General features: G+C 44.2%; 27 protein-coding genes and 2 other annotated features. Of the genes, 4 read left to right on the top strand and 23 right to left on the bottom strand.

Translation table 11 applies throughout. The features are described 5' to 3' along the window. Positions 1–87 precede the first annotated feature (87 nt). Complete coding sequence (locus UJ203_RS01605) at positions 88–1269, top strand: IscS subfamily cysteine desulfurase (protein ID WP_322008467.1); 1182 nt, start codon at positions 88–90, stop codon at positions 1267–1269. Further along, positions 1235–1777, top strand: coding sequence for a transcription repressor NadR (locus UJ203_RS01600; protein ID WP_044154192.1), 543 nt, complete (start codon positions 1235–1237; stop codon positions 1775–1777). The genes UJ203_RS01605 and UJ203_RS01600 overlap by 35 nt, the downstream gene beginning before the upstream one ends. A 21-nt stretch (positions 1778–1798) precedes the next feature. On the opposite strand, the gene pheA is transcribed toward UJ203_RS01600, so the two are convergent. From pheA to UJ203_RS01580, 4 genes are read right to left on the bottom strand one after another with little or no spacing between them, the layout of a single operon-like run. Further along, positions 1799–2656 (bottom strand): prephenate dehydratase, encoded by an 858-nt coding sequence (gene pheA / locus UJ203_RS01595; protein ID WP_322008466.1) that lies wholly within the window; start codon positions 2654–2656, stop codon positions 1799–1801. 17 nt (positions 2657–2673) lie between these two features. Continuing rightward, entirely contained in the window at positions 2674–3117 is a 444-nt protein-coding gene (gene thrR, locus UJ203_RS01590; protein ID WP_010335153.1) for a transcriptional regulator ThrR, read from the bottom strand. A 54-nt stretch (positions 3118–3171) separates the two neighbouring features. Next, complete coding sequence (gene obgE / locus UJ203_RS01585; protein ID WP_024122348.1) at positions 3172–4458, bottom strand: GTPase ObgE; 1287 nt, start codon at positions 4456–4458, stop codon at positions 3172–3174. A gap of 34 nt (positions 4459–4492) precedes the next feature. Beyond that, positions 4493–5071: a sporulation initiation phosphotransferase B gene (locus tag UJ203_RS01580; protein WP_105953486.1), complete on the bottom strand. Its 579-nt coding sequence runs from the start codon at positions 5069–5071 to the stop codon at positions 4493–4495. Between the two features lie 77 nt (positions 5072–5148). Here UJ203_RS01580 and UJ203_RS01575 point away from each other — a divergent pair, with 77 nt between their 5' ends. Beyond that, on the top strand, positions 5149–5271 hold the full coding sequence (locus tag UJ203_RS01575; protein ID WP_125825434.1) for a hypothetical protein: 123 nt from the start codon (positions 5149–5151) through the stop codon (positions 5269–5271). A 119-nt stretch (positions 5272–5390) separates the two neighbouring features. Here the strand turns inward: UJ203_RS01575 and rpmA are convergent, their stop codons facing one another. From rpmA to valS, 16 genes are all read right to left on the bottom strand, one after another. Beyond that, complete coding sequence (gene rpmA / locus UJ203_RS01570) at positions 5391–5675, bottom strand: 50S ribosomal protein L27 (protein ID WP_003222623.1); 285 nt, start codon at positions 5673–5675, stop codon at positions 5391–5393. A 12-nt stretch (positions 5676–5687) separates the two neighbouring features. Then, the gene (locus tag UJ203_RS01565) at positions 5688–6029 is read right to left on the bottom strand and encodes a ribosomal-processing cysteine protease Prp (RefSeq protein ID WP_227597939.1); all 342 of its coding nucleotides are present in this window, start codon (positions 6027–6029) and stop codon (positions 5688–5690) included. Positions 6030–6031: 2 nt separating this feature from the next. Further along, positions 6032–6340, bottom strand: a complete 309-nt coding sequence (gene rplU / locus UJ203_RS01560; RefSeq protein WP_003222620.1) for a 50S ribosomal protein L21 — start codon at positions 6338–6340, stop codon at positions 6032–6034. Between the two features lie 13 nt (positions 6341–6353). Then, positions 6354–6431 (bottom strand) — a sequence feature (ribosomal protein L21 leader region). A 57-nt stretch (positions 6432–6488) separates the two neighbouring features. Further along, a complete protein-coding gene (locus tag UJ203_RS01555; RefSeq protein ID WP_322008465.1) occupies positions 6489–7355 on the bottom strand; it encodes a M50 family metallopeptidase in 867 nt (288 codons plus the stop codon). Further along, the gene (locus UJ203_RS01550) at positions 7348–8142 is read right to left on the bottom strand and encodes a M23 family metallopeptidase (protein WP_322008464.1); all 795 of its coding nucleotides are present in this window, start codon (positions 8140–8142) and stop codon (positions 7348–7350) included. Before UJ203_RS01550 ends, UJ203_RS01555 begins: the two co-directional genes overlap by 8 nt. Before the next feature lie 149 nt (positions 8143–8291). Next, positions 8292–9098: a septum site-determining protein MinD gene (gene minD, locus UJ203_RS01545; protein ID WP_024122353.1), complete on the bottom strand. Its 807-nt coding sequence runs from the start codon at positions 9096–9098 to the stop codon at positions 8292–8294. Between the two features lies 1 nt (position 9099). Further along, a complete protein-coding gene (gene minC / locus UJ203_RS01540; RefSeq protein WP_024122354.1) occupies positions 9100–9780 on the bottom strand; it encodes a septum site-determining protein MinC in 681 nt (226 codons plus the stop codon). 52 nt (positions 9781–9832) lie between these two features. Continuing rightward, positions 9833–10351: a rod shape-determining protein MreD gene (gene mreD / locus UJ203_RS01535; protein ID WP_010335162.1), complete on the bottom strand. Its 519-nt coding sequence runs from the start codon at positions 10349–10351 to the stop codon at positions 9833–9835. Beyond that, a complete protein-coding gene (gene mreC / locus UJ203_RS01530; protein ID WP_010335163.1) occupies positions 10348–11220 on the bottom strand; it encodes a rod shape-determining protein MreC in 873 nt (290 codons plus the stop codon). The genes mreD and mreC overlap by 4 nt, the downstream gene beginning before the upstream one ends. Positions 11221–11250: 30 nt before the next feature. Then, positions 11251–12264, bottom strand: coding sequence for a cell shape-determining protein MreB (gene mreB / locus UJ203_RS01525; protein ID WP_010335164.1), 1014 nt, complete (start codon positions 12262–12264; stop codon positions 11251–11253). 91 nt (positions 12265–12355) lie between these two features. Then, positions 12356–13051, bottom strand: a complete 696-nt coding sequence (radC, locus tag UJ203_RS01520; protein ID WP_024122357.1) for a RadC family protein — start codon at positions 13049–13051, stop codon at positions 12356–12358. A gap of 37 nt (positions 13052–13088) precedes the next feature. Further along, the gene (locus UJ203_RS01515) at positions 13089–13658 is read right to left on the bottom strand and encodes a Maf family nucleotide pyrophosphatase (RefSeq protein ID WP_322008463.1); all 570 of its coding nucleotides are present in this window, start codon (positions 13656–13658) and stop codon (positions 13089–13091) included. A gap of 150 nt (positions 13659–13808) precedes the next feature. Further along, complete coding sequence (locus UJ203_RS01510; protein WP_322008462.1) at positions 13809–14807, bottom strand: SPOR domain-containing protein; 999 nt, start codon at positions 14805–14807, stop codon at positions 13809–13811. A 132-nt stretch (positions 14808–14939) separates the two neighbouring features. Next, positions 14940–15686 carry a prepilin peptidase gene (locus UJ203_RS01505; protein WP_105953483.1) on the bottom strand — a complete coding sequence of 249 codons (747 nt, stop codon included), beginning with the start codon at positions 15684–15686 and terminating at the stop codon, positions 14940–14942. A 141-nt stretch (positions 15687–15827) separates the two neighbouring features. Beyond that, complete coding sequence (locus tag UJ203_RS01500; RefSeq protein WP_322008461.1) at positions 15828–17120, bottom strand: folylpolyglutamate synthase/dihydrofolate synthase family protein; 1293 nt, start codon at positions 17118–17120, stop codon at positions 15828–15830. Between the two features lie 59 nt (positions 17121–17179). Next, a complete protein-coding gene (gene valS / locus UJ203_RS01495; RefSeq protein ID WP_322008460.1) occupies positions 17180–19822 on the bottom strand; it encodes a valine--tRNA ligase in 2643 nt (880 codons plus the stop codon). A gap of 59 nt (positions 19823–19881) precedes the next feature. Next, positions 19882–20104, bottom strand: a binding site (T-box leader). A 166-nt stretch (positions 20105–20270) separates the two neighbouring features. Here valS and UJ203_RS01490 point away from each other — a divergent pair. Continuing rightward, the gene (locus UJ203_RS01490; protein WP_024122364.1) at positions 20271–20462 is read left to right on the top strand and encodes a hypothetical protein; all 192 of its coding nucleotides are present in this window, start codon (positions 20271–20273) and stop codon (positions 20460–20462) included. Positions 20463–20481: 19 nt separating this feature from the next. Here the strand turns inward: UJ203_RS01490 and cotN are convergent, their stop codons facing one another. The 3 genes from cotN to hemL all read right to left on the bottom strand — a co-directional run bounded on the left by cotN (position 20482) and on the right by hemL (position 25175). Continuing rightward, positions 20482–21507: a spore coat protein CotN gene (gene cotN, locus UJ203_RS01485; RefSeq protein ID WP_322008459.1), complete on the bottom strand. Its 1026-nt coding sequence runs from the start codon at positions 21505–21507 to the stop codon at positions 20482–20484. 32 nt (positions 21508–21539) lie between these two features. Then, positions 21540–23744 carry a LysM peptidoglycan-binding domain-containing protein gene (locus UJ203_RS01480; RefSeq protein WP_322008458.1) on the bottom strand — a complete coding sequence of 735 codons (2205 nt, stop codon included), beginning with the start codon at positions 23742–23744 and terminating at the stop codon, positions 21540–21542. A 138-nt stretch (positions 23745–23882) separates the two neighbouring features. Beyond that, positions 23883–25175 carry a glutamate-1-semialdehyde 2,1-aminomutase gene (hemL, locus tag UJ203_RS01475; protein ID WP_059293481.1) on the bottom strand — a complete coding sequence of 431 codons (1293 nt, stop codon included), beginning with the start codon at positions 25173–25175 and terminating at the stop codon, positions 23883–23885. Between the last annotated feature and the right edge of the window lie 29 nt (positions 25176–25204).

Raw genomic sequence — 25204 nt, 5'->3', positions numbered from 1 at the left:
GTTTACACCTGTCTTGACACCTATATTTACACAACGATAAAATAAACTCAAGAGTTTTTTATGAAGAACAAATGGAGGAAAGACCGGATGATTTATTTAGATTATGCAGCAACCACGCCAATTTGCGAGGAAGCACTGGACGTATTTCAGAAGCTCAGCATTGATATGTACGGGAATGCCAGCAGCTTGCATGACGCTGGGGGAAAAGCAAAGCATATACTGGAGTACTGCCGGGGGAAAATAGCTGACATAATCGGCGGAGAAACAGACGGTATATATTTTACAAGCGGCGGCACTGAATCCAATTTTCTTGCCATTCAATCATTGTTAAACGGCTTGCCAAAAACAAAAAGACATTTTATTACGACTGCCATGGAACATCAATCAATCCATAACTGTGCTGCTTTACTGCAGAATCATGGCTTTGACGTGACAATCATTAAGCCTAACGAGTACGGACTTATTACCGAGGAAATATTGGCAGCTCATATACGCCCGGACACAGGCCTGGTTTCTATTCAGCATGCCAATTCAGAAACAGGAATTATTCAGCCCATTAAACACCTGTCATCTTATCTTCACAACAGGCAAATTCTTCTTCATTGTGATGCGGTACAAACATTCGGCAAACTGCCCATCCATACTGAAGAAATGGGGGTGGATGCTCTTTCTGTTTCCAGTCACAAAATTCACGGCCCTAAAGGAGTCGGAGCTGTCTATATTCGGCCGGACGTCAATTGGAAACCGGTGTACCCTCACACCGTTCATGAAAATGGGTTTCGAGCAGGCACGGTAAACGTACCGGGTATCGGAGCCTTTACAGCGGCTGCGGAGCTGATCGTAAGTGAAATGGAAAGTCAGATATCCCACAATCAAACGCTGAGACAATACTTTTTAGAACAAATCCGTATTCGGTCTCTCCCTGTAACCCTTGCGGCAGATGGTGCAAACACAGAATGTCTGCCCCATATTATCGGGTGTTTTTTTGGCTCATTTGAAGGACAATATGTTATGTTAGAATGTAATCGGAATAATATTTGCATTTCAACGGGCAGCGCTTGTTCTGCAGGTTATCACGGGCCGTCTGAAACGATGAAAGCGTTAAGAAAAACAGAACAAGAAGCCCTGCAATTTATCCGCATCTCTTTCGGAAAAAACACAACAACTGAACAGCTGGATATGTTATTACATACGTTTACAGCGCTTTTGGAACAAAGGAAAGGAGAATATCATATTGACCGAAGAATTAAAGCTCTTGGGCGCCAATAGGCGTGAGCAGCTTCTTTTGTGGCTGAAGGAATCCACATCGCCGCTGACAGGAGGAGAGCTCGCCAAAAAAGCAAATGTTTCGAGACAGGTGATCGTTCAGGATATCTCGCTTTTAAAAGCGAGAAACGAGCCGATTATCGCCACAAGCCAAGGCTATGTCTATCTGGACGCCGCCGCTCAGAAGCATCAGCAGGCAGAAAGAATCATAGCGTGTCTGCACGGGCCTGAACGGACAGAAGAAGAATTGCAGCTCATCGTGGATGAAGGGGTAACTGTAAAAGACGTAAAAATTGAGCACCCTGTATACGGAGATTTAACTGCAGCGATCCAAGTCGGCACACGAAAAGAAGTCAAACATTTCATCAAAAAGATCAATTCCACAAATGCCGCCTATTTATCACAGCTGACAGATGGAGTGCATCTTCATACACTGACAGCACCCGATGAACATCGCATCGATCAAGCCTGTCAAGCACTCGAAGAAGCCGGTATTTTGATTGAAGACTAAAAAAAGCCCTAATAGGGCTTTTTATAATTGATAAGATTGATATGTACCAAGCAGCTTTACTTTGCATCCGAGCGCTTCAAGCTCCTGCATAGCCCCAGGGATTAATACTTCATCAAACGCCTGTTCAATATCAATAATAAAGAAATAATTCCCTAACCCGGTTTTGGTCGGGCGGGATTCGATTTTTGACAGGTTTAAGTTTCTCCAAGAAAAAGCAGACAGCACTCTATGCAGCGCTCCGGACTGATCATCCTGCGGAAGCATCACCATCAGTGTTGTTTTTGGTCTTGAATTCAATTTTGAATTCACTTCAAATGATATATTTTCATCAGGAGACAGAATGACAAATCGCGTATGATTGTCTCTATAATCCTGTATATCCCGTTTTACGATTTTTAATTCGTATGTAGAAGCCGCCATTTCATTGGCAATCACCCCGATATTCAGCTCGGGATGGTCACTGACAAACTTTGCTGCCGCACCGGTTGAATTAGCGTATTCATACGGCACGGAAGAAAAATGCCGATGGAGAAATTTATGGCACTGCGCAATCGCATGTGAGTGAGAATAAATTTTGTCTAGGTCCTTCCATGCATTCTCTCTGGAAGGATGAACGAGTAAGTGCTGATGAATCGGCAATGTCATTTCACCTACGATGGGCAGAGGCTGTTCATGTATTAAATAGTCTATTGTTAAATTTACTGATCCTTCTAATGCGTTCTCTAAAGGAACAAAAGCAAAATCAACCTCACCTGAAACTGCCGCATCTATACATTCCGGTATCGTGCGGTAAGCAACATGCTCGGCGCCATGTTGGAAACAAGAACTGACTGCTAGATGTGTGAATGTAGCTGCTGGACCTAAATAACCGACTTTCATGACGATATTCTCTCCCCTTACGCTCCTGAACCTAATATTTCAACCTTTTCTACAAAGTCAAACTTTCTCATCTTGTTCATTAATGTATGAATATCCTCTTCCATTGCAGATGTACTGATAGACAGCGTTACGTTTGCTCTCCCTTGAAGCGGGATGGTCTGGTGAATGGAAAGAACGTTGCTTCCAGAGTCAGCCACCGCCTGAAGGAGCTGAGATAACGCGCCTGAGCGATCCTCTAAATGAAAGAAAAGTGTGATAATTTGTTCTTTAACCATTGTATAAAAAGGAAAAACGGCATCTCTGTATTTATAAAATGCACTTCTGCTTAAATCCACCTTTTGAACGGCATCTGCCACTGATTCTGCTTTTTTTCGATCCAGCAGTTTTTTGACTTCCAATGTTTTTCTCATCGCATCAGGCAACACATCTTCACGGACAAGATAAAACGTCTCCTCTTTCACTTGCATCCCCCCTTTTGAAAATAGAGAGCCTGATATCCAGGCTCCCACCCATCATTAATCAATAAATTCAAATTCGAATTCAAGAAGTCTGATAATGTCTCCGTCTTTGGCCCCGCGTTCTCTGAGTGCTTCATCAACACCCATTCCGCGCATCTGTCTTGCAAATCGTTTAACAGATTCATCACGTGAGAAATCAGTCATCTTGAATAACCGCTCAAGACTGTCTCCTGAAAGCACAAAGACTCCGTCAGGATCTCGCGTAATGCTGAATGGCACTTCTTCATTCTCCATCGTGTACATAACGCGGTTTTGCGTAAGCTCTTCCTCGTCATACAGCGGGAATTCCGGAGTGTTTTCCAGCTGATTGGCAACTTCATACAGAAGCTCACGAAGACCTTCTCTTGTCACTGCACTGACCGGGAACACCGGATAATCATCCGTCAGCTTTTCTTTAAACCCTTCAAGATTTTCCGCCGCCTGCGGCATGTCCATTTTATTTGCGACAATAATTTGCGGGCGCTCAGTGAGACGCAAATTGTACTCGCTCAATTCCTGATTAATCGTCACATAATCCTCATACGGATCGCGGCCTTCCAAGCCGGACATATCAATGACATGAACGATAACACGGGTCCGCTCAATATGACGCAAAAATTGGTGGCCAAGCCCAACGCCTTGATGAGCCCCTTCAATCAGTCCAGGCAAATCGGCTATAACGAAGCTCCGTCCATCATCTGTTTCGACCATGCCAAGATTCGGAACAAGTGTCGTAAAATGATAATCCGCAATTTTCGGTTTTGCAGATGAAACGACGGACAACAAAGTCGATTTTCCTACACTTGGGAACCCGACAAGCCCGACGTCTGCAAGCACTTTTAATTCAAGAACAACATAGCGTTCTTTTCCCGGTTCACCGTTTTCTGAGAGCTGTGGTGCGGGGTTCGCCGGTGTGGCAAAGCGTGAGTTCCCTCTTCCGCCTCTTCCGCCCCTTGCGATGACAGCCTGCTGTCCATGTTCGGTTAAATCGGCAATAACCTGTTTTGTATCATCGTCTGTCACAACAGTGCCAGGCGGAACTTTAATGACCATATCATCAGCATTTCGTCCATGCTGGTTTTTTGACATGCCATGCTCGCCGCGAATCGCTTTAAAGTGTTTTTTATATCTAAAATCCATAAGAGTACGGAGACCTTCGTCCACTTCAAAAACGACGTCGCCGCCTTTTCCGCCGTCGCCGCCGGCTGGGCCGCCTTTCGGCACATATTTTTCACGGCGAAACGCAACCATCCCGTTGCCTCCGTCGCCGCCTTTTACATACACTTTCACCTGATCTACAAACATAATGTCCTCCGTTCTAAACCGTTAAAAAACTCCGCTAGTTCAACCCAATTTCAATCAGACATTCGTGACTTGTGATCTCAAAACGCATGATATCAAAGTCCTCATATCCATTTTGCCGAAAATCGTCAAAGGCAGATATATTGGCAAAAGTGCCGTGAAAATCAAGGTACAGAATCAGCTGTCTGTCAGGATGATCGGTTTGAAGCGAAACGGTTAAATGATTTTCACTGCCTCTAGTGACTGCTTGTTCAAACAGATCAAACAGCTTTCTCATCAGTTTCGTCAATTTTTGATCATAAGCTGACAAATCCTTAATTTCCCCGAGAACTTCATATTCAAGTGTCATACATTGGGCTTTCCAATTAAACGTAAGAAAATCAAACGCTAAATGCGGTGTTTTCAGGTTTGAGAGCTTTGATTCGTGCTTAGCGTCTATCACCATTTCTTCAATGATTTCAAAGACGCGGTCATACTTCTGCAAGCTTAAGTTTCCTTTAATAAGCTGCAGCTTATTCATCCAATCATGCCGGGAATGGCCAAGAAGATGAATCAGTTCATTTGTTAAAGCCGTATCGCTTATATTTTCTTCTTGATTTTTTGAAACATCCTTCATTTTCGCACTCCCAATCATTTGATTTCTTATTTAGGAGTCTGTATAAGTGTGTATTATGAATTATAACAGAGAAGGCTTTGATAGAAAAACAATTGTTTTTCCCAGAAATATCATGTTCCTTTTTTCTGGCTTCGGTTGATTTTCAGCCAGGCAGAACATTTTATGTATTACTGCTTGGGGAACATATCCAGTGGGTTTGAGACATTCGTTCTCATTCTTGGCGGGGTCTGCTCGCACATACTCTGCATAACATTCTTGATGCTTACTCCGCATATTGCAAAAAAAACTCCAGTCATCATCGACCGGAGTTTTTGAATCATTATTGAGCTACAGGATATACGCTCACTTTTTTGCGGTCACGGCCGAAACGTTCGAATTTAACAGTTCCGTCGATTTTCGCAAAAAGAGTGTCATCTCCGCCGCGGCCCACGTTTTCACCTGGGTAAATTTTTGTTCCGCGTTGACGGTAAAGGATAGAACCGCCTGTTACGAATTGACCGTCAGCACGTTTAGCACCTAAACGTTTAGCCTCAGAGTCACGTCCGTTCTTTGTAGAACCTACTCCTTTTTTAGAAGCGAAAAACTGAAGATCTAATCTAAGCATGTAGCTCACCTCCTATATTATGTTTGTGGTCACACGCAAGTGATCTTTATAATCCCGCTCAATTGTCTCTAACGAAACAATCATGCCTTCAATCAGCAACTGAGCTTTTTGGCGCGCCTCCGGATCAAGAGATCCAGGGAATTCAAAGTAGAAATAACCCCCGTCTTCTCCTATATCAAGAAGCGGCTCGAAGCCCGCCAGCGCGATGACCGCGTTAACGGATCCAAACACAACGGCTGTTACTCCGGCACAAACGAGATCTTGTCCATGTTCAGCAAAGTCGGCGTGGCCCGTCATTTCAAAAGACAATAAGCTTTTGTCAGTACGGGACCGTCTGATTGTTGCCTGAATCATGCTTACGCGTTGATTTTTTCGATCGTCACTTTAGTGTAAGGCTGACGATGACCTTGTTTTTTATGAACGTTTTTCTTTGCTTTGTATCTGAAAACAGTGATTTTTTTCGCGCGGCCTTGTTTTTCAACTTTAGCCGTTACTGTTGCGCCTTCAACTGTAGGGTTGCCGACTTTCACATTGTCTCCGCCAACAAACAAAACGTCTTCAAAAGTAACTGTTTCACCTGCTTCAGCAGCAAGTTTCTCGATGTAAACAGTTTGGCCTTCTTCAACTTTAATTTGTTTACCGCCTGTTTTAATGATTGCGTACATTCTCTGCACCTCCTATTAGACTAAGACTCGCCAGATACCAGGGGGCTGTAAAACAACTCTTAACACCTGTACTGAGCGGTTGTAGCATTGGTGCTACATCCATAACATTAAAAAATATATCAGAATACAAGGCGTTTGTCAATCGATTTTAATAAGTGAGCAGCAGCTCTTCCATGGAGGAATTTGTCCGTTTATCAGCAAAGTAGGCATGCAGCACTTCATTCTCATCCAGCTGGCTAAGTTTCTCGCCGGATTTTTCTATAATAATGGGATGCTTGCAGCCTCGTTTGAATTCCGCCATGACATGATAGACTTTGTCCTCAGCATTAACGGTAAGCGGTAGCAATTTTTCAAGCTCACGGTTTTTCCCATAATATCTTTCCAGGAGAAACCTCACATGGATGTAGTGTCTTTGCCTGTACTCCTCAAACAAAGAAACAGCCAGAAAGACAAACAAAACCCATGCGCTGATTTGCAGAGGAACCGCAAATAAAACCCAGCATGCGAGAAGCAGGCAGCACACAAGTGAAGTCTTTAGATTCAGCCGGTGCGCTTTTTGAAAAGACAGATGCTTTGAAAAAATTAAAAATAACAGCTTGCCGCCATCAAGCGGCCAAATCGGCAGCAGATTCACAAATAAAATAGCTAGATTATAAAATGTAAACAGTTCAAAGGTCTGCTGATCAATTATTGAGAGGCCTGCAATTATCCAAGCCGCAAGCTGGAGCCAAATGTGCTGAAGAGGTCCGGCAATAATAACCGCAAACTCTTCCTTTAACGGCCGATTTCCGTGCTCTTCCACTTCAACTGTTCCTCCAAATGGTAGCAAAAAAACACGCTTGATTCTCCAAGAAAAAAACACGGCCAGAGCGGCATGCCCCAGCTCATGGATCAGAACAATCACAAGCAAACACAGCAATGCTTTCATATGCCCTGTAATCAGCCCCAGCGCCATGATAATCCAAAGAAAAGGATGAACATGAATTTTCAAGATGAGGTCAAGCCATTTATTCAAATGAGATCACCTGAATCGGATCAATAAATTTGTCGCCGTCTTTCATGGCAAAGTAATAGAGCCCTTTGTTATGATCATCGAGTTTAATCGAACCGAGCTTTTTGCCTTTATCTACAAAATCATATAAAGCGACATCCACGTCTTTCAGTTCACCATAAATGCTGTAGGTATTGTCAGCATGCTGCACTTTCACTGTCAGCCCTGTCTCACCGTCTTTACTGACTTCAACAACATAGCCTTCTTTTATACAATCGATTGTATCGCTGCTTGTTTCGACTTTAATGCCTTCCCCGTTGTCCTGAAAATCCTGCTGAACTTTACCAGACGCGGGTGCAACGAGATCCTGCCCCACTTCAACCTGCTGTTCCTTATTTTTCTTTTCAGGAGCGAGAAATGCAAGCGGGCTGCCAAATTTCGTTTCAAACCAATGGCTTGCTGAAGCAAATTGAAATTCTGTTTCGAAGGTTTGTGCAACGACCGGCTTGATCTGGCTGACGGGTCCAATATTTGTTTTATAGGCTATGGCAGAAACAAGAACAAGGCAGGCCGATAGAAGACATTTCAGAATAATTGAGTCTGTTTTCACCAAAGGGTGTCTTCCGCTGAAATTCGAATTGCCATCTTCATATACCGGAAGGGTTCCATGTTTTTCCTGATCAGACACCATGACCCAAGACGGCGGTTTTTGCTTTTCGGAACCTGTCTGAGTAGGGAAACGTTTTGAGCCGGAAACCTGTTTCCTTCTTTTCTCTAATCGTTTTCTGATTTCATCTGCTCTGTGACTCATTGCCATCATCCTTTGCATTCGTTGGGTTTGTACATCATATGTCTTGTCCACGGCAATTATTCGATTTACCTTCAGCACAGAGCAGTCAGAAACAAAAAAACCTGACACAGCATTTGCTTTGTCAGATTCTTCTCTTTTATTCTATGAAATTATGATCTTACTCCGAAAAATGACTTAATCTTAGCCATCATTCCCTTGTTTTGCTCTTCAAGCACCTGCAAAGGAACAGATTCGCCTAAAATGCGGCGGGCAATATTGCGATATGCGATGGAAGCGCGGTTTTTAGGATCCATTGCAATCGGTTCGCCATGGTTAGATGCCTTAATCACTTCATCATCATCGGCAACGATACCGAGCAAATCAATCGACAAATGCTGAACGATTTCATCGATATCCATCGTGTCACCGTTTTTCATCAGGTGATTTCTGATTCTGTTTACGACGAGCCGCGGCGGTTCAATATTTTCTTCTTGCTCCAAAAGCCCTATAATGCGATCAGCATCTCGCACAGCTGAAATTTCAGGCGTTGTGACCACTACCGCCTTGTCAGCCCCGGAAACGGCGTTTTTGTATCCTTGCTCAATTCCTGCGGGGCAGTCTATGATGACATAATCAAATTCCTGCTTGAGCTCTTGGACCATAGTTTTAATTTGTTCAGGAGCAACAGCCGTTTTATCACTCGTTTGAGCAGCGGGCATTAAATAGAGCAAATCATCAAAACGTTTATCCTTTACGAGCGCCTGATGCATTTTACATCTGCCCTCTACAACGTCTACGAGATCATAAATAATTCTATTTTCAAGACCCATTACTACATCCAGGTTGCGCAGTCCTATATCAGTATCTACTAAACATACACGCTTCCCTAAAATGGCTAAGGCGGTACCGAGGTTAGCAGATGTTGTTGTTTTACCTACTCCGCCTTTTCCCGAAGTTATTACGATAGCCTCACCCAATTCACATTCCTCCCTCAAGCCTTGTTAGATCAGGTCTTAAATGAGCCAAATGTTGAAGGCGTTCAATGACCATATTTCCGTCTGTATCTAAATAAGCACATTCCATTTCGTTCCCTTTTTGAATGTGGTCTGGGGAGCGATTTAACACGTGATTGATTCTTAACTGTGTCGGCAGCATTTCAGAGGCAGCAATGACCGCATGATTATTTCCGTTAAATCCGGCGTGGGCAATCCCTTTCAGCGAACCCAGAACAAAAATGTTTCCGCCGGCTCTGACTGTCCCGCCCGGGTTCACATCTCCGATTAGAAGCAAATCGCCCTTCACCTCGAGCACTTGGCCTGAACGGACAATTTTTGAAACAGAAATAATTTCAGCTTCCTCTTTCATACGTTGTGCTTCTTTTTTAGTAATGACTTCACTCTCAATAGAATGAACAAACAAATCTTTCTTTGACGCAATTAATTCGGTCAGCTGTTCCTCTTGCTCCTGATATAAGCAGCGATTGCCCAGCTTAATGTGAACGCTGATTTTCTGGCCTTTTCCATCTGTATATTGTTCAATTGACAGCATATTCTGAAGACCATCGAGAAGCTCATCAAAAGAACATGCATCATCAAGATGCAATGTCAAACCATTCTTTGTTCCTTTTATCGTTACATATTGCTGCTTTTTGGTCTTCACAATATTCACCTCAACAACATACTCATTTCGTCAAAAAAAGATAAAATCCTTTTTACTCATCTCTCAATTCTTTCTTTAGACTCATAAAAAATAATCTAAATGGGAGAACCAGGATGAGTGCGCTTATCATATTTAATAAAACTGTCGGTATAAACCGGTCTAGCACAAAGCCATTAAACGTCATAATGTCTTTGTGAATCAGCGACTGAATGCCGAATACATAAAATTCAAGCAGGCAAACAGCGAGAACAGCAATCAGGATGACGACAAATGCGTTTGTGTGCAGCACTTTAAACGCTTTTGACGCCAAATAGCTTAGCCCCGCAAAGCCAAACATATAAACACCTAATAGACTTGTATAATTCATATCATATAGAAAGCCGAAAATAAAACCGTAGATCACCGCGTGTTTTTGATTGATAAAAGCCGACATAAAAATCAGCACAAGCATCAGAAAACGCGGGACGAGCACCTGGTCATCCGTGACGAACGGGAAATGCACCAGATCAGTAAAGATGCTTTCCGCCGAAAAAACCAACATCATAACGAAAGGGAGAAGGAAACGTTTCACGATCCTTCCTCCTCTGTATCGACAGTCGGCACATCACGATTAACAACGATCACATTATTTAAATCAGAAAGATCAGCCGCAGGTTTTACATAGGCAACTTTCGTTAATCCATAAGAGTCAGACTCGATCTCAGTCACTTCACCGATTGTCAGCCCTTCTGGAAATACGCCTCCTGTGCCCGACGTTTCAATCAGATCGCCTTTTTTCACGTCTTGTTTATCCTTGCGTTCGATTATGGTCATCTTCAGCCGTTTTTTGTCTTTATCATAGCCTTCGATTAAACCGTAGCCTTTGCTGCCTTTTTTCCCGGAAATGGTTGTTGCGACTCTGTTATTCCGGTCAGTATCGCTTAAAAGCTGGACCGTAGACGTAAAGTTATTAAGGCCGGAGCTTTTAATCTTCCCGATTAATGCGCCTTTTTCGTTCGTTACAGCCATATCTTTCGCTACGTTTTGCTGAGTCCCTTTGTTAATGGTCACCTGCTTCGCCCAGTTATCAGGACTTCTGGCAATGACTGTCGCCAAAATCGGCTTGTAATCTTTTATTGATTTCACATGGCCGAGTTCGTCACGCAAGGATTTGTTTTCGTCTTCAAGTTCTTGGAGCTTGGCTTCATATTTTGTCTGTCCGTCAAGCTTTTCTCTCAGACGCTCGTTTTCTTCGTATGTGTTTTTTAAATCACTAATGTTCTCAAATATCCCTGCAAAAAATTCGGCAGGCGTATGAAAAATGTTTTGAAATACTCCCGTCGTATCACCGATCAGTTTCTCAGGCCAGGTGGTATTACGGCCGTCCTTCAGCGAAAATCCAATCATAGCCACCAATATGATAATACACAGAAGTAATAGCATTAACCGTTTATTCGGCATCGTGTTACACCTCTTCTATTGAACTCCCGATTATCTTGTTTTTCCTTTGAAAAGATGGATGTGCTCCAGTGCTTTTCCTGTACCGATCGCTACACAATCAAGCGGGTCTTCAGCGATAAGAACCGGCATTTTTGTTTCTTCGCTGATGACTTTGTCCAGATTACGAAGAAGCGCTCCGCCGCCGGTTAACACAATACCTCTGTCCATGATATCTGCGGCAAGCTCAGGCGGTGTTTTTTCAAGTGTGCTTTTCACTGCCTCTACAATGGTTGACACAGTGTCACGCAAAGCATTAGAAATTTCTTTTCCAGTAATTTCGATCGTTTTCGGCAGGCCAGTCAGCAAGTCACGGCCGCGGATTTCCATTTTATCGGATTCTTCTGCGGATTCAGCAGAGCCGATATCCATTTTAATTGCTTCAGCAGTGCGGTCCCCGATCATCAGGTTGTATGTTTTTCTGATGTAGTTGATAATCGCATCGTCCATTTCATCACCGGCAACGCGGATGGATTGAGATGTTACAATACCTCCGAGGGAAATAATTGCAACTTCTGTCGTTCCGCCACCGATATCAACAACCATGCTTCCAGTCGGTTCCCAAACCGGCAGATTGGCGCCGATAGCCGCAGCAAACGGTTCTTCGATCGGATACGCGTCACGCGCTCCTGCTTGTCTTGTCGCATCGATAACAGCACGCTCTTCAACCGCAGTAATGCCGGATGGCACACAAACCATCACGTAAGGTTTTCTGGCAAACATGCCTTTATTTTTAATGGCTTGATTGATGTAATATTTCATCATGGTAGCCGTTGTTTCATAATCAGCGATAACGCCGTCTTTCATCGGGCGAAGAGCCACTACGTTTCCAGGAGTCCGTCCGATCATATTTTTCGCATCATTTCCGACAGCAACAATCGATTTCGTATCCGTTTGCAGAGCAACGACTGACGGCTCTCTCACAACAATTCCTTTACCTTTTACAAAAACAAGCGTATTCGCAGTTCCAAGATCTATACCAAGGTCTCTTGTACCAATTCCAAACATATGTATGTATCTTCCTTTCTTAAAGCAAAAATACCCTAAAGGGAAAAACTCATAAACTCTATTATAGCTTAATTCGACGAAAAAAAAAGTGTTACAAATATCCTTTTTCCTTTAAACTCACAAATTTTTTGTCGCCAATCACCAAATGGTCAAGCAGCTCGATGCCAATCAGGTTTCCGCATTCAAACAGCCGTCTTGTCACTTCAATATCTTCCCTGCTCGGCGTCGGATCCCCCGAAGGATGATTGTGGATACAAATAAAGGAAGCAGCAGATCGTTTGAACGCTTCTTTAAATACCTCCCTGGGGTGGACAATAGATGAATTCAGACTTCCGATAAAAACAGTGCGTTTATGGATGACTTGGTTTTTTGTATTTAAATATAAACAGACAAAATGCTCCTGGGTTAAAAAGCGCATATCCTCCATGACCAGATTTGCGCCGTCTTCCGGGGAGCGGATTACAAAATGTTCTTCATTGGCTAGTTTATGAATACGGCTTCCTAGTTCAACTGCTGCCAGTATTTGCACAGCCTTCACCAGGCCGATTCCCGGGATGCTGGACAGCTCCTCAACGGAAGCTTCTTTCAGCAGACGCAGCCCGTCAAACGAGCGCAGAAGCCTGTTTGAAAGGTTCATAACAGATTCGTTCTTTGTGCCTGTCCGCAATAAAATAGCCAAAAGTTCGTTGTTTGCTAAGTTCTCGGCTCCGACTTTCAGCAGCCGTTCTCTAGGTTTTTCTTTCTTTGGGAAATCTCTGAGTTTTAATGGCAGATCGTGTATGATCAAGCCCTCCTTTTCTTTCCCTTCCCGTTTATAAAAATCGTCAGGCTTCTACATCAAAATCCTTCAGAACTCTCATTGTTTTTGATATAGGGAGCCCTACGACTGAATAATAATCTCCGTCTATTTTTTTTACAAAAAGTGCGCCTTTTCCTTGGATGCCGTAAGCACCTGCCTTATCCATCGGCTCTTTCGTTTCAATATAAGTCCAAATATCTTCTTCACTGAGGGGCCAAAACACAACCTCTGTCTTATCATAGAACGTTTCGCTGTGATTTGCGGCTTGAATACTGACAGCGGTTATCACTGAATGACTACGGCCGGAAAGCCTGCGAAGCATAGCAGCGGCTTCTTCTTGATCTTGCGGTTTGCCAAGGCACTCACCGTCAAGACATACCATTGTATCAGCACCGATTACGATTGCGTCCGGATTGAGATCGGCCACAGCCTTAGCTTTTTGTTTTGCCAACCATTGGACGTTTTCTTCAGGTGAAAAGTTTCGATTTAATTTTTCCTCTACTTCACTGACAATAATGGTGTAGGGAATATGAAGCAGATCGAGGAGTTCTTTTCTTCGCGGAGATTGTGATGCAAGTATAAGCGGCTTAGCCATGTTCGTCATCCTTTCAGGGTTTGCTTAAGAAAAAAAGATACTCATTTATCCTACCAAATCATGAGGCTCGCCACAATTTCAGAAAAATAACTTTTTCATGACAAAATAAAAAAAGCCTGTCACTAAGGACGAAGGCTCAGGCACTTTCTATTATTTAATTACGGCTAAAAGCTGCTGCTGAGCCTTCCATCCGGCTTCAGCACTTGGGTCCTCTAATTCCTTTAACGCCTGCAAAACTGCTTTTTTCTCTCCCGTTTCAGCCGCTTCTGATTCACCGAGCGACTTTTCTATTTTTTTAACACTTGCTTTTGTGATATCTTCTCCGAGAATCGCCTTCGCAGAGAGCTCTGCTGTTTTCTTGAAAGAATCTGTCATATCCGACTCTATTGATAAGGATAATTCCTTGCCTCCCCAAGCTTCAAAATCGCTGTCGATCAAAAGCTGCCCTAACTGCTGTGATACAGCCTTATCATTTGCTAGTCCCGCAATGACATACGTGTACCCGTCATCCTTCGACAGGGAGACGGCGGAATATCCTTTTTCAGTCAGCTGTTCAGTTAACGTCTCAGCACCCTTTTCATTTGAAAACTTTCCTGCTTGAACTGCATATGTTTTATATGTACCTTCCGTTTGTGCCGCTTGTTTTTCTCCGCCGGTGCTTTGTTTCTCCGCAGATGTATCTCCTGCTTTTACCGTCTGGCTGCCTAAAGAATCATCTAAGGAGGCTGGCGCCGACGCTTCTTTATTGCCTGATATATTCAATGCGAATAGCCCTAAGCCTGTGCCTAAAACCGCCGCAAAGGCAATTGTCGCCGCCACTCTTTTTACCGGCTTGGCCGACCCTGACTTTCCTTTTGAATAGAGCTTCGATTTCTTCTTTTGATAAGGCGGTACAACTTTGGGGTCATCTTTAAACACCTTATCCTCGTCTGAATCCCAGTTGAATTCATCTTCATCAGTATGTTCATGGGATGCCGCAACCTCCTGCTCCGCCTTTCTCTTTTCCTCCCAATTTGAAAACGTCATGTTTTTTTCTTGCTCTGTCTCCGGTGTCTCTTGTTCGTAAACTGTTTCTTCTTTTCCATTAATCGTCACCTTAAGGGCTTTTTCTTCCGCTTTACTGATTTTTTTTTGCTTCCTTTTTTTCAATTCTGCTTCCTCCCTTCATTTGTGTGACCGTTCTTGTGGCTTTTCATGCTACACACTTTAGCACAGGCGAAAAAAAAAAGAACAAGACTTTTGTCGTCTTGTCCAAAAAACGTTCGTCAAATTTTTCATCAGTCAGCCTAACGCCGTTTTGACATAAAAGGAAATGATAGAGTCACCGTATAAATAAGCGAAAATACTTCCTGCCGCAATTGCCGGGGCAAAGGGAATCGGCTGTTTTCTGGCCAGCCTTCCGAACAGTACAGCGGCAGCTCCGTACAATGCGCCTATAAGAACAGAGAAGAAAAAAGCGGCAGCAAGCATTTTTACACCAAGCACAAGGCCAATAACGGCAAATAATTTAATATCCCCTCCCCCTATTCCTCCATGAGTGATGACGGCAATAAAGGCCAGTAAAAGAAAACCGGCAGCCGCGCCTATAAAGCCTTCATACCAAGAAAGAAGCGGAGAAATAATTCTGCCAGCCGCCAGAAAGGGAAGAAAGAATAGCAATATGCGATTTGGAATCAGCATAAAGTGAATATCTGTCACAGAAACAATAATTAGAAGAGATAGAAACACCAACGCAACAATCAGTTCCCAAGACAAACCGAAACGAAATCCCGCGGCTGCAAATAAACACGCTGTCGAGAGCTCTGCCGCCGGGTACATAAGAGAGAGCTTTTGGCCGCAGCTTTTGCAGTTGCCTTTTTGCAGAATAAAAGATAAAACAGGGATTAATTCCGTCGGGGTTAGGGTTCGACGGCAAAAGGAACATGCCGAACGCGGACTTATGATGGATATGTGCAAGGGGATACGGCATCCAACCGTATAATAAAATGAACCGAGGATAAGGCCGAGGACAAAAAGAATCGGAATCATAGACAACACACCTTTACTCTCTTTAGGATTATGCTATGGATTGTAGCACAGCAAGCATATTGATCTATAATAAGCAATTTTAGATTTTGACAGAAAAAATCCCGGCAGAATATTATTATTGATTCTGCCGGGCCAAAGTCATTACAGCATTCTTTTTCGAATGTCAGAAATAAAATAAAGTGATCCCGTAATGAGTACGATATCATTTGAACCTTTTTTGCTTTCTATTAATTTGATCACATGCTCCGGATCTTCATTCCAGCTTTTGCTGCTGATTTCACTAGCATCATACAGATCTTTCGCAAGAGAAGCACGCGGAAAATCAAAAGAAGCAAAATGAATCGAGTTCGCGATCGTTTCCAGTTTCTTAATCATGTCATGATACGGCTTATCCTTTAACGCACTGAACACCACACAAATGTCGGAATCCGGGAAACGCTGCTTCATCGTTTCAGTCAGCTTATCGATCCCTTCTTCATTATGGGCGCCGTCTAAATATACCGGCGGATGTTCCTGAACCAACTCTAATCTGCCCGGCCAAGCAGCCTTTACGAGCCCGCTTCTTAACGCAGCATCACTCATTTCAGCAATGTTTTCCCTGTTAAGCCACTCGGCAGCCAAAATGGACAATGCCGCATTTTGTCTTTGATGCGTACCGATGAGTGATGTTCGAATATCTTCATAACACGTTTCTCCGGTTTTTAAAGAAAACTGTTCTCCTGCAGGGAGAGCCTTTTCATTATAAATCCTGCTTGTATCATGCAATGACTGAAAAGGAGCAGATTTTCGTTCAGCTTCATGCCGGATTACCTGTAAGGCTTCCGGCTGGGTAACGGCTGTCACGATCGGAATGCCTTCTTTTATAATCCCGGCTTTTTCGCCTGCGATTTCTTCAATGGTGTTTCCTAAGATGTTCATATGGTCGTGTCCGATGCTTGTGATGACAGTTAAAAGCGGTTCGACAACATTAGTAGAATCGTACCTTCCGCCCAGACCTGTTTCAAAAATAACAAAATCAACCTGATGATACGCAGCAAAATATAAAAATGCACAAGCCGTCATAATTTCAAATTCTGTCGGCTGACCGTGTTCAGTTTGATCAAGCTCTTCAACGATCGGTTTCACCTGATTAACGAGTGTGACCCACTCCTCATCTGTAATAGGTGTGCCGTTTACGCTGATGCGCTCATTAAATGTGATGATATAAGGCGATGTAAACGTACCGACAGTGTATCCCGCTTCTTGCAGCATAGAACGGATAAAAGCGACAGTTGATCCTTTTCCGTTTGTTCCCGCCACGTGGAGCGCGCGGATTTTCTTTTCAGGATGGTCCAATCGCGCCATCAGCTGCTTCATTCGATCAAGACCGGGCTTCACTCCGAATTTTAGACGGCTGTGAATCCAGCTGCGCGCTTCTTCATATGCAGTAAACAATGATAATCCCCTCTTTTATAAGACAAGGCGGTTTCTCAAGAAACCGCCTCGGCTTTTCATTAGCCCTTCAGCTCAGCCATTCGTTTTTGAACAGCGTCACGCTTTGCCACATAATCTTTCTCTTTCTCACGTTCTTCATCAATTACGTGCGCAGGCGCTTTTTTTATAAATCCTTCGTTTCCAAGTTTCTTTTGGACACGCTCGACTTCTTTCGTCAGCTTATCGAATTCTTTTTGCAGACGGGCGATTTCTTCATCGATATTAATTAAACCTTCAAGCGGAAGTATGACCTCTGCTCCTGTGACAACTGCCGTCATTGCTTTATCAACAGCTTCAATATCTGTACCGATTTTCAGCACGCTCGGATTTGTAAAGCGTTCCACATAAGAACGATTTGCTTCGAGACGGGCTGCGACCTCGTCCGTGCTCGCTTTAATGTACAGTTCAACTTGCTTGCTCATCGGTGTGTTTACTTCGCTGCGGATATTACGCACAGAACGGATCAGCTCAACGAGAAGCTTCATGTCAGCAGCAGCTTCAGTGTCTGTATGCTCGGGCACAACAACAGGCCATGTGCTTACAGTAATGGATTCTCCTTGGTGAGGCAGGTGCTGCCAAATTTCCTCCGTTAAGAATGGCATAAACGGATGGAGCAGGCGCATCGTTTGATCCAGAACATAAGCAAGGATGGAACGGGTTGTTTTCTTAGCAGCTTCGTCTTCTCCGTATAGAGGAAGCTTCGCCATTTCAATATACCAATCACAGAAATCGTCCCAAATAAAGTTATATAAATGGCGGCCGACTTCACCAAATTCATATTTATCAGCTAGCTGTGTCACACTTTCGATCGTTTCGTTTAAACGCGTTAAAATCCACTTGTCAGCTACTGATTTCTCACCTGAAAGATCAAGCTCTTCATATGTCATGCCGTCCATGTTCATTAACGCGAAACGAGAAGCGTTCCAAATTTTATTGGCAAAATTCCAAGTCGATTCCACTTTTTCATAGCTGAAGCGAAGATCTTGGCCAGGAGAGCTTCCAGTCGCCAGGAAATAGCGAAGGGAATCGGCTCCGTACTTGTCAATCACGTCCATCGGATCGACACCGTTGCCAAGAGATTTACTCATTTTTCTGCCTTGCTCATCACGGATTAAGCCATGGATTAAAACATCTTTAAACGGACGTTCGCCAGTAAATTCAATCCCTTGGAAAATCATGCGTGACACCCAGAAGAAAATGATGTCGTAGCCTGTAACGAGAACGTCAGTCGGATAATAGCGTTGAAAGTCTTCAGCTGTCAAATCAGGCCAGCCCATAGTGGAGAAAGGCCAGAGCGCAGAACTGAACCATGTATCCAGCACGTCTGTATCCTGCTCCCAATTTTCGCTGTCCTCCGGCGCTTCAAGACCGACATATAACTCGCCTGTTTCTTTATGATACCAGGCAGGGATGCGGTGGCCCCACCATAATTGACGGGAAATACACCAGTCGCGGATATTTTCCATCCAATGCAAATACGTTTTTTCGAAGCGCTCAGGAACAAAGTTGACTTTTTCTTCTTTCTCCTGCAATTCAATTGCTGCATCAGCAAGCGGCTGCATACGCACAAACCATTGGGTAGAAAGATATGGTTCAACAACCGCTCCGCTTCGTTCACTATGTCCGACAGAGTGCAGATGGTCCTCGATTTTGAAGAGAACGCCTGCCTCTTGTAAATCTTTAACGAGCTTTTTGCGGCATTCAAAGCGATCCATGCCTTGATATTGCAGCGCATTTTCATTCATCGTGCCGTCTTCATTCATGACCAGAATACGCTCTAAGTTATGGCGGTTGCCCAGCTCGAAGTCGTTCGGATCATGAGCAGGCGTAATTTTCACCGCACCTGAACCAAATTCCATATCAACATAGTCATCGCCGACAATCGGTATTTCACGATTTGTGATAGGCAGAATAACCGTTTTTCCGATAAGGTGCTTGTAGCGCTCATCTTCAGGGTGAACCGCAACGGCCGAATCACCAAGCATCGTTTCTGGGCGTGTCGTCGCGATTTCAATTGAACCTGATCCGTCAGCAAGCGGATAGCTCATATGATAAAACGCGCCTTGAACATCCTTGTAAATGACCTCAATGTCTGATAAAGCTGTTTTTGTTGCCGGGTCCCAATTTATGATGTATTCGCCTCTGTAGATCAAGCCTTTTTCATAAAGTTTGACGAATACTTCGCGAACCGCTCTGTTTAAGCCTTCATCAAGCGTGAAGCGCTCACGGGAATAATCAAGGCCAAGCCCTAATTTCGCCCACTGGCTGCGGATGAAGTCAGCATACTCTTCCTTCCACTTCCACGTTTCTTCAAGGAATTTCTCACGGCCTAAATCGTATCGGCTTGTGCCTTCTTCACGAAGTTTCGCTTCAACTTTAGCCTGTGTCGCGATACCGGCGTGGTCCATCCCCGGAAGCCACAGTACATCATAGCCCTGCATGCGTTTCATTCTTGTTACAATGTCTTGCAGCGTGGTATCCCAAGCGTGGCCAAGGTGAAGCCTCCCTGTTACGTTTGGCGGCGGAATAACGACAGAGTACGGCTCTTTTGTCTGATCGCTGCCTGCTTCAAAAAACTTACCTTTTAGCCAAAAATCATATCGGTCTTTTTCAACCGCAGCCGGATCGTATTTCGTCGGCATTGTTTGTTCATTCGTTTCCATCATAACCCTCCAGCTTGTTTAAAATGGCTGAGAACGAAAAAAGAGCCCTTCATCCTTGGGAAAAGGACGAAAAAGCTCTTTCGCGGTACCACCTTTTTTCATGAACCTTGTCAGTTCATGCGCTTCAACGGATAACGGGGGTTTCCCGAATTTCTCTACTCTTCTTTCAAGAAATTATGCTCCCGGGCGACCTTCCAATCAGACAACATAAGAAGCCTTTCAGCAAGCGGCTTCTCTCTCTGCATGCGTCTTTCTTGTACTCTTCCCGTTCTAAGCAGGTGTATCTATCAGCTCATTATATACTTTATTTATGTTCTTTATTATAGTAAAAGTGTTTTTGATTCGTCAATCATCTTTTCCAAAAATACTGCGTCCTATACAAGATGGGCAGGCACCTATTGACCAAGTATACATATGATGCTTGTAAATGCGTAGAGGAGGATGCACCGTGAAGAAACGTTTCAGCTCTTATTCCCTGCCGCCGTGGGTCAGGCAAATTCGGCTTGTATCCGCGCAAGTGATTATCCCGATTACGATTTTCCAAGGTATCAGAACCATTTTCTTTCCGACAACTTTTGATGTCTTGCTGCTCGCAATATTGATTCTGTTAGCCTGTGCGCTTCATTTAGAATGGATATAAACAAACAAGTCCGCGCCAATTAAGACGTGGACTCGTTTTCCGCCTGAAATTTTTTCTCTTGTTCAATTTGATGGATTTTCATCACAAACGGCTCAATATTTTTCATTTGCCAGTATGCCTTTAATAAGTGTGTACATTCATCTTTTTCACGCTGTCTTTTCCCGGTCTGATAGCGGTTCAGCACTTTGTACACTGCTGCCGGATAAGCCATGTAACTGAGAAAAAGACTGATTTCAGCCTCATGCAGAGGAAATGCTTTCGTATATGCATAAAACCAATCGACACACTCCGGACAAGCTTTTGGAAAACCGCTGAACATTCGTGTGTAAAAGCCGAGCAAGTCGTTATGCGGCGGCCCCACAGACGCTCTCTCAAAATTCGTAAAGTATCCGGTCCCTGCATCATTATACAGAAAATGGTGAATAGACAGGCTGCCGTGGGTAATGACAACCCTTGAGGAGCCTTTTTCTTTTGCCGCTTCATACCAGTCCTTAATCCGCTCAAGCGCAAAGTTTACGGCAGAAATGGTTTCTGAATAATAGGTTACAGCCTGCAATTCAAAGGGGGAAAGGTACCATTCTTTCTCAGCTCTTTCTACAAACTGTTCATAAATGATCTTTTCATTTTCCCATTTTTTTCTCGTTTGTTCATAGTGGCGTTCAATGTCTTCACGCCTGACCTTGATTTCCTGCGCAGTTCTCTCGTGAAGGCGGGCTGTTTCTCTAAATAGATAGGCATGTTTCTGATCCTGCTCTTCCTCTTGGTCAAATTGGAGCCAAGGCATTAAGTAAAAGGAGTCTCCAGTTTGTACGCCCCCGGAGAAAAACTCTCCCCCAATTGTTCTGTAAATGGGAACAAAGGAATGAAAGCCTTTTTCCTCAATTGCCACCATTTGATCTGTAAAATGTTTGCCGCGAACCGATTTCATTTTTTTCAGCGCAAATACCCCATAATCTGAATACACTTTCCACACACGAGAACTGACTGGCTCAATAAATTGAGCCGTCAGTCCGTATTCCTGAAGAACCGATTGGACATCTTCCATTCCATTCACCACATTTTCCGATCGCTTACGGCTTACGCATGGCTGCTGTTGTATTGAGGGATATAAAGAATCTGCCCTGCTTTCAATTCATCATCCAGCGCCAAAGAATTCATCCTGATCAGCTGCTGGGAGGTAATGTCGTACCGTTCGCATAAACGTTCAATGGTATCTTCCTGCTGAACAATACAGATTTTCATTCTAGAAAACTCATCTTCTTCTCTTGTAAAGAGTTTTGTTAAATAAAGAGAATTATGATTTTCCTTTGTTTCAGTTTCCTTTGTTTGAGCAGCAGGAACAGCCCCGGCAACAGCATCTGTTTCCTTCCTTTCAGGTTCGGAAGTGTCTGGCAGCTGGTAAGAATGAAAAGACGCCTCTTCCTCAGGTTCTTCAGGTGAAGGTGTTTTTCTCACTTCAATTTCAAAGCTTTCTTTCTTCTGCTCTTCTTCCTCCAGCAGCTTAGGCGCTGAATAAAAGGAATGCTCTTCTGAATCTTGTTCCGGCAGGAAGGTACGGTAGGCCGGCGTAAGCTCTTCTTCCTGAGATTCCCCTTCAGCACTTATCTTTTGATTAAAATGCAGGGTTGGAGCTGCTGCTTCTTCCTTTAAAAGTGCAGCTGGCGCTTCTTCCTGCTCTCTGCTTCCTTCTAAAGAAACAACGTCTTCACGTATAGTTTCCTGGACTTCCTCCAGTTGTTCTGCATCATGTCGGGGTGCAGGCTCTATGTGATCCGATAGCTCCGATTCTGTTTTTTGGGATTCTTGACGCAGAGCATGCTCAAGATTAGGAGAATCTGGATTTTCTGTTTTTTCTTCACCACGCTCAGCCTCTTGCTGAAGCTCAGCTTCTACAGCAGGTGATATTTCCGCCGCTGAAACAAGCGGTTCTGACAGTTCAGCCTGCTCTTCTTCCGTCTCTGCTTTTTCGCGGATCTCTATTCCTGAAGCAGCCTTTGGGGAATCTGCTTCTATTGTTTCCGCTTCCTCACGAAGCCTTGCCTCTGAAAGAATAAGCTCCGGCGGCTTCGCTTCTTCCGCATTTATATCTTTGCTGCCCTCTGGTTCTAAAGCAGCTGATTCTGATCGTACAGTTTCTTTCTCTTCATTCGCCTGCTCTTCACGAAGCCTCGCTTCCGAGACAACAAGCTCTGACGGCTCGGCTGGCGCTTCTTCCGCCTTTATATCTTCGCTGTCCTCTGCTTTTAAAGCCAATGGCTCTGACCGCTCAGCTTCTTCCTCTTCATCTGCTTGCTCTTCACGAAGCCCCGCTTCCGAGACAACAAGCTCTGGCGGCTCAACTGACGTTTCTTCTGCTTTTATACCGCCGCTTTCCTCTGCTTTTAAAGCCAATGGCTCTGACCGCTCAGCTTCTTCCTCTTCATTTTCCTGCTCTTCACGAAGCCTCGCTTCCGAGACAACAAGCTCTGGCGGCTCAGCTGGCGCTTCTTCCGCCTTTATACCTTCGCTGTCCTCTGCTTTTAAAGCCAATGGCTCTGACCGCTCAGCTTCTTCCTCTTCATTTTCCTGCTCTTCACGAAGCCCTGCTTCCGAGACAACAAGCTCCGGCGGCTCAGCTGACGCTTCTTCCGCTTTTATACCTTCGCTGTCCTCTGCTTTTAAAGCCAATGGCTCTGACCGCTCAGCTTCTTCCTCTTCATTTTCCTGCTCTTCACGAAGCCCTGCTTCCGAGACCAGAAGCTCCGGCGGCTCGGCTGGCGCTTCTTCTTCGCTGTCCTCTGCTTCTAAAGCAAATAGCTCTGGCGGCTCAGAAAAACCTTCATCAGGAGATTCATAGAAAGGAATGTCTTGCTCCCTGTCTGCTGTGTCATCAAGAAGGCCTTCTATTGCTAAATCAGCCTGGATCGTCAGGATGCGCGAGTCTGTTAGTTGATAGTCAAATGCATCAATAAACACAAAAACTTCATGTAGATGACTGACTTTATTTTTCGGGATGGTAATATCGACAGGGAAACAATGAGTCAGTTCCGCAGTTCCATCCTCTCTCGTTCTGACCTCTTCGACAAACCGCTTATCGGTATAAAACTCTTCAGTATTTTTGCTCTGATCTATGTTGTACTCACCTGTAAGTTCAAGCGATCCTCTGATTGAAACGTAATCATTTACTTCCTGAACCCTAATATCAGGATCTAATGAAATGGAAAGCAGTTCAGAAACTTCCTGTCCTTTTTGGAAACAGATCGATTCTTCTACAGAAAATTGCAATCGATGATTTTGCGGCAAGTTCATATCCTCCTTTCATCTAATCCTTAAAATTAGATGTCACTAAAGGTGTATGTATGAAATGGAGAAAATATGAATGGGGAAGCATAGAAAAACCGGTACAAGGATGTCCTTGATACCGGTTTTTATCGTACGTACTTATCCGCGGCTGATCTCAGCGAATACGTTCTCAGCTGCCTGAATTGTTTTTTCGATATCTTCATCAGTATGAGCCGTCGAGAGGAAAAGCCCTTCAAATTGAGACGGCGGAAGGAACACACCTTCGTTTGCCATTCCTTTATAATACTTGGCAAACAACTTCAAATCCGATGCTTTGGCTGTTTCATAATTGATGACAGGTTCATTTGTAAAGAAGAAACCGATCATTGAACCTGCGCGGTTAAAGGTATGCGGAATACCGTGCGCCTCTGCCGCTTTTGAAATGCCTTCTTCCAGCCTGTCGCCTTTTTTCATAAAGGTCTTGTATGATTCAGGCGTGAGCTGCTTTAATGTTTCGAGTCCAGCCGTCATCGCAAGCGGGTTGCCTGACAGCGTACCTGCCTGATAAATCGGACCGCTCGGAGCGATCCGCTCCATAATTTCGGCTTTACCGCCATAAGCGCCGACAGGCAGTCCGCCCCCGATCACTTTTCCTAAGCAAGTCAGATCAGGCGTTACGCCGAAATAGCCTTGGGCGCATTTGTAATCGACCCGGAAACCAGTCATGACTTCATCGAAAATCAGCAGCGTGCCGTACTGTTCAGTAATATCACGCAATCCTTGCAGGAAGCCTTCTTGCGGCGGAACTACTCCCATGTTTCCGGCAACCGGTTCTACGATGACGCCTGCAATATCTTCACCGAACTGTTGGAATGCAAGCTTTACACTTTCTAAATCATTGTACGGAACGGTGATGGTGTTTTTCGCTATTCCTTCAGGTACGCCCGGACTGTCAGGCAGACCGAGTGTTGCCACTCCTGAACCCGCTTTAATCAGCAGAGAATCTCCGTGTCCATGGTAACAGCCCTCAAATTTTAAAATCTTATTGCGGCCTGTATATCCTCTTGCCAAACGAAGCGCGCTCATGGTCGCCTCGGTTCCTGAGCTGACCATCCGTACAATTTCTACTGACGGCACTCGGTCAATGACGAGCTTCGCCAATTCATTTTCCACCTCAGTCGGAGCCCCGAAGCTTGTCCCGTATTCAGCCACTTTTTTGAGGCTCTCTACAACGCGGTCATTTGTGTGTCCTAAAATTAAAGGCCCCCATGACAAGACGTAATCAATATACTCATTTCCATCAATATCATAGATTTTAGAGCCTTTTCCGCGCTCCATAAAAATCGGGTCCATGTCTACCGATTTAAAGGCGCGAACGGGGCTGTTTACACCGCCCGGCATGAGTTTTTGCGCTTCTTTAAAAGCCGCTTTTGATTTTTCATAGCTTCTCATCTGCCTCAACTCCTGTCAACTGAATAAAA

Source organism: Bacillus sp. V26 (assembly GCF_034296245.1).
Taxonomy (GTDB): Bacteria; Bacillota; Bacilli; order Bacillales; family Bacillaceae; genus Bacillus; species Bacillus halotolerans.
Note: the sequence above shows the minus strand (reverse complement) of the source record. Positions and strands in the feature narration are given on the sequence as shown.

Excerpts from the sequence above, each read along its gene's own strand:
- UJ203_RS01605 (WP_322008467.1), top strand. The coding sequence starts at position 88 with ATGATTTATTTAGATTATGCAGCAACCACGCCAATTTGCGAGGAAGCA.
- pheA (WP_322008466.1), bottom strand. The coding sequence starts at position 2,656 with ATGAAAGTCGGTTATTTAGGTCCAGCAGCTACATTCACACATCTAGCA.
- obgE (WP_024122348.1), bottom strand. The coding sequence starts at position 4,458 with ATGTTTGTAGATCAGGTGAAAGTGTATGTAAAAGGCGGCGACGGAGGC.
- UJ203_RS01580 (WP_105953486.1), bottom strand. The coding sequence starts at position 5,071 with ATGAAGGATGTTTCAAAAAATCAAGAAGAAAATATAAGCGATACGGCT.
- rpmA (WP_003222623.1), bottom strand. The coding sequence starts at position 5,675 with ATGCTTAGATTAGATCTTCAGTTTTTCGCTTCTAAAAAAGGAGTAGGT.
- UJ203_RS01565 (WP_227597939.1), bottom strand. The coding sequence starts at position 6,029 with ATGATTCAGGCAACAATCAGACGGTCCCGTACTGACAAAAGCTTATTG.
- rplU (WP_003222620.1), bottom strand. The coding sequence starts at position 6,340 with ATGTACGCAATCATTAAAACAGGCGGTAAACAAATTAAAGTTGAAGAA.
- UJ203_RS01550 (WP_322008464.1), bottom strand. The coding sequence starts at position 8,142 with ATGAGTCACAGAGCAGATGAAATCAGAAAACGATTAGAGAAAAGAAGG.
- mreC (WP_010335163.1), bottom strand. The coding sequence starts at position 11,220 with ATGCCGAATAAACGGTTAATGCTATTACTTCTGTGTATTATCATATTG.
- mreB (WP_010335164.1), bottom strand. The coding sequence starts at position 12,264 with ATGTTTGGAATTGGTACAAGAGACCTTGGTATAGATCTTGGAACTGCG.
- UJ203_RS01515 (WP_322008463.1), bottom strand. The coding sequence starts at position 13,658 with ATGGCTAAGCCGCTTATACTTGCATCACAATCTCCGCGAAGAAAAGAA.
- UJ203_RS01505 (WP_105953483.1), bottom strand. The coding sequence starts at position 15,686 with ATGATTCCGATTCTTTTTGTCCTCGGCCTTATCCTCGGTTCATTTTAT.
- valS (WP_322008460.1), bottom strand. The coding sequence starts at position 19,822 with ATGGAAACGAATGAACAAACAATGCCGACGAAATACGATCCGGCTGCG.
- cotN (WP_322008459.1), bottom strand. The coding sequence starts at position 21,507 with ATGGAAGATGTCCAATCGGTTCTTCAGGAATACGGACTGACGGCTCAA.
- hemL (WP_059293481.1), bottom strand. The coding sequence starts at position 25,175 with ATGAGAAGCTATGAAAAATCAAAAGCGGCTTTTAAAGAAGCGCAAAAA.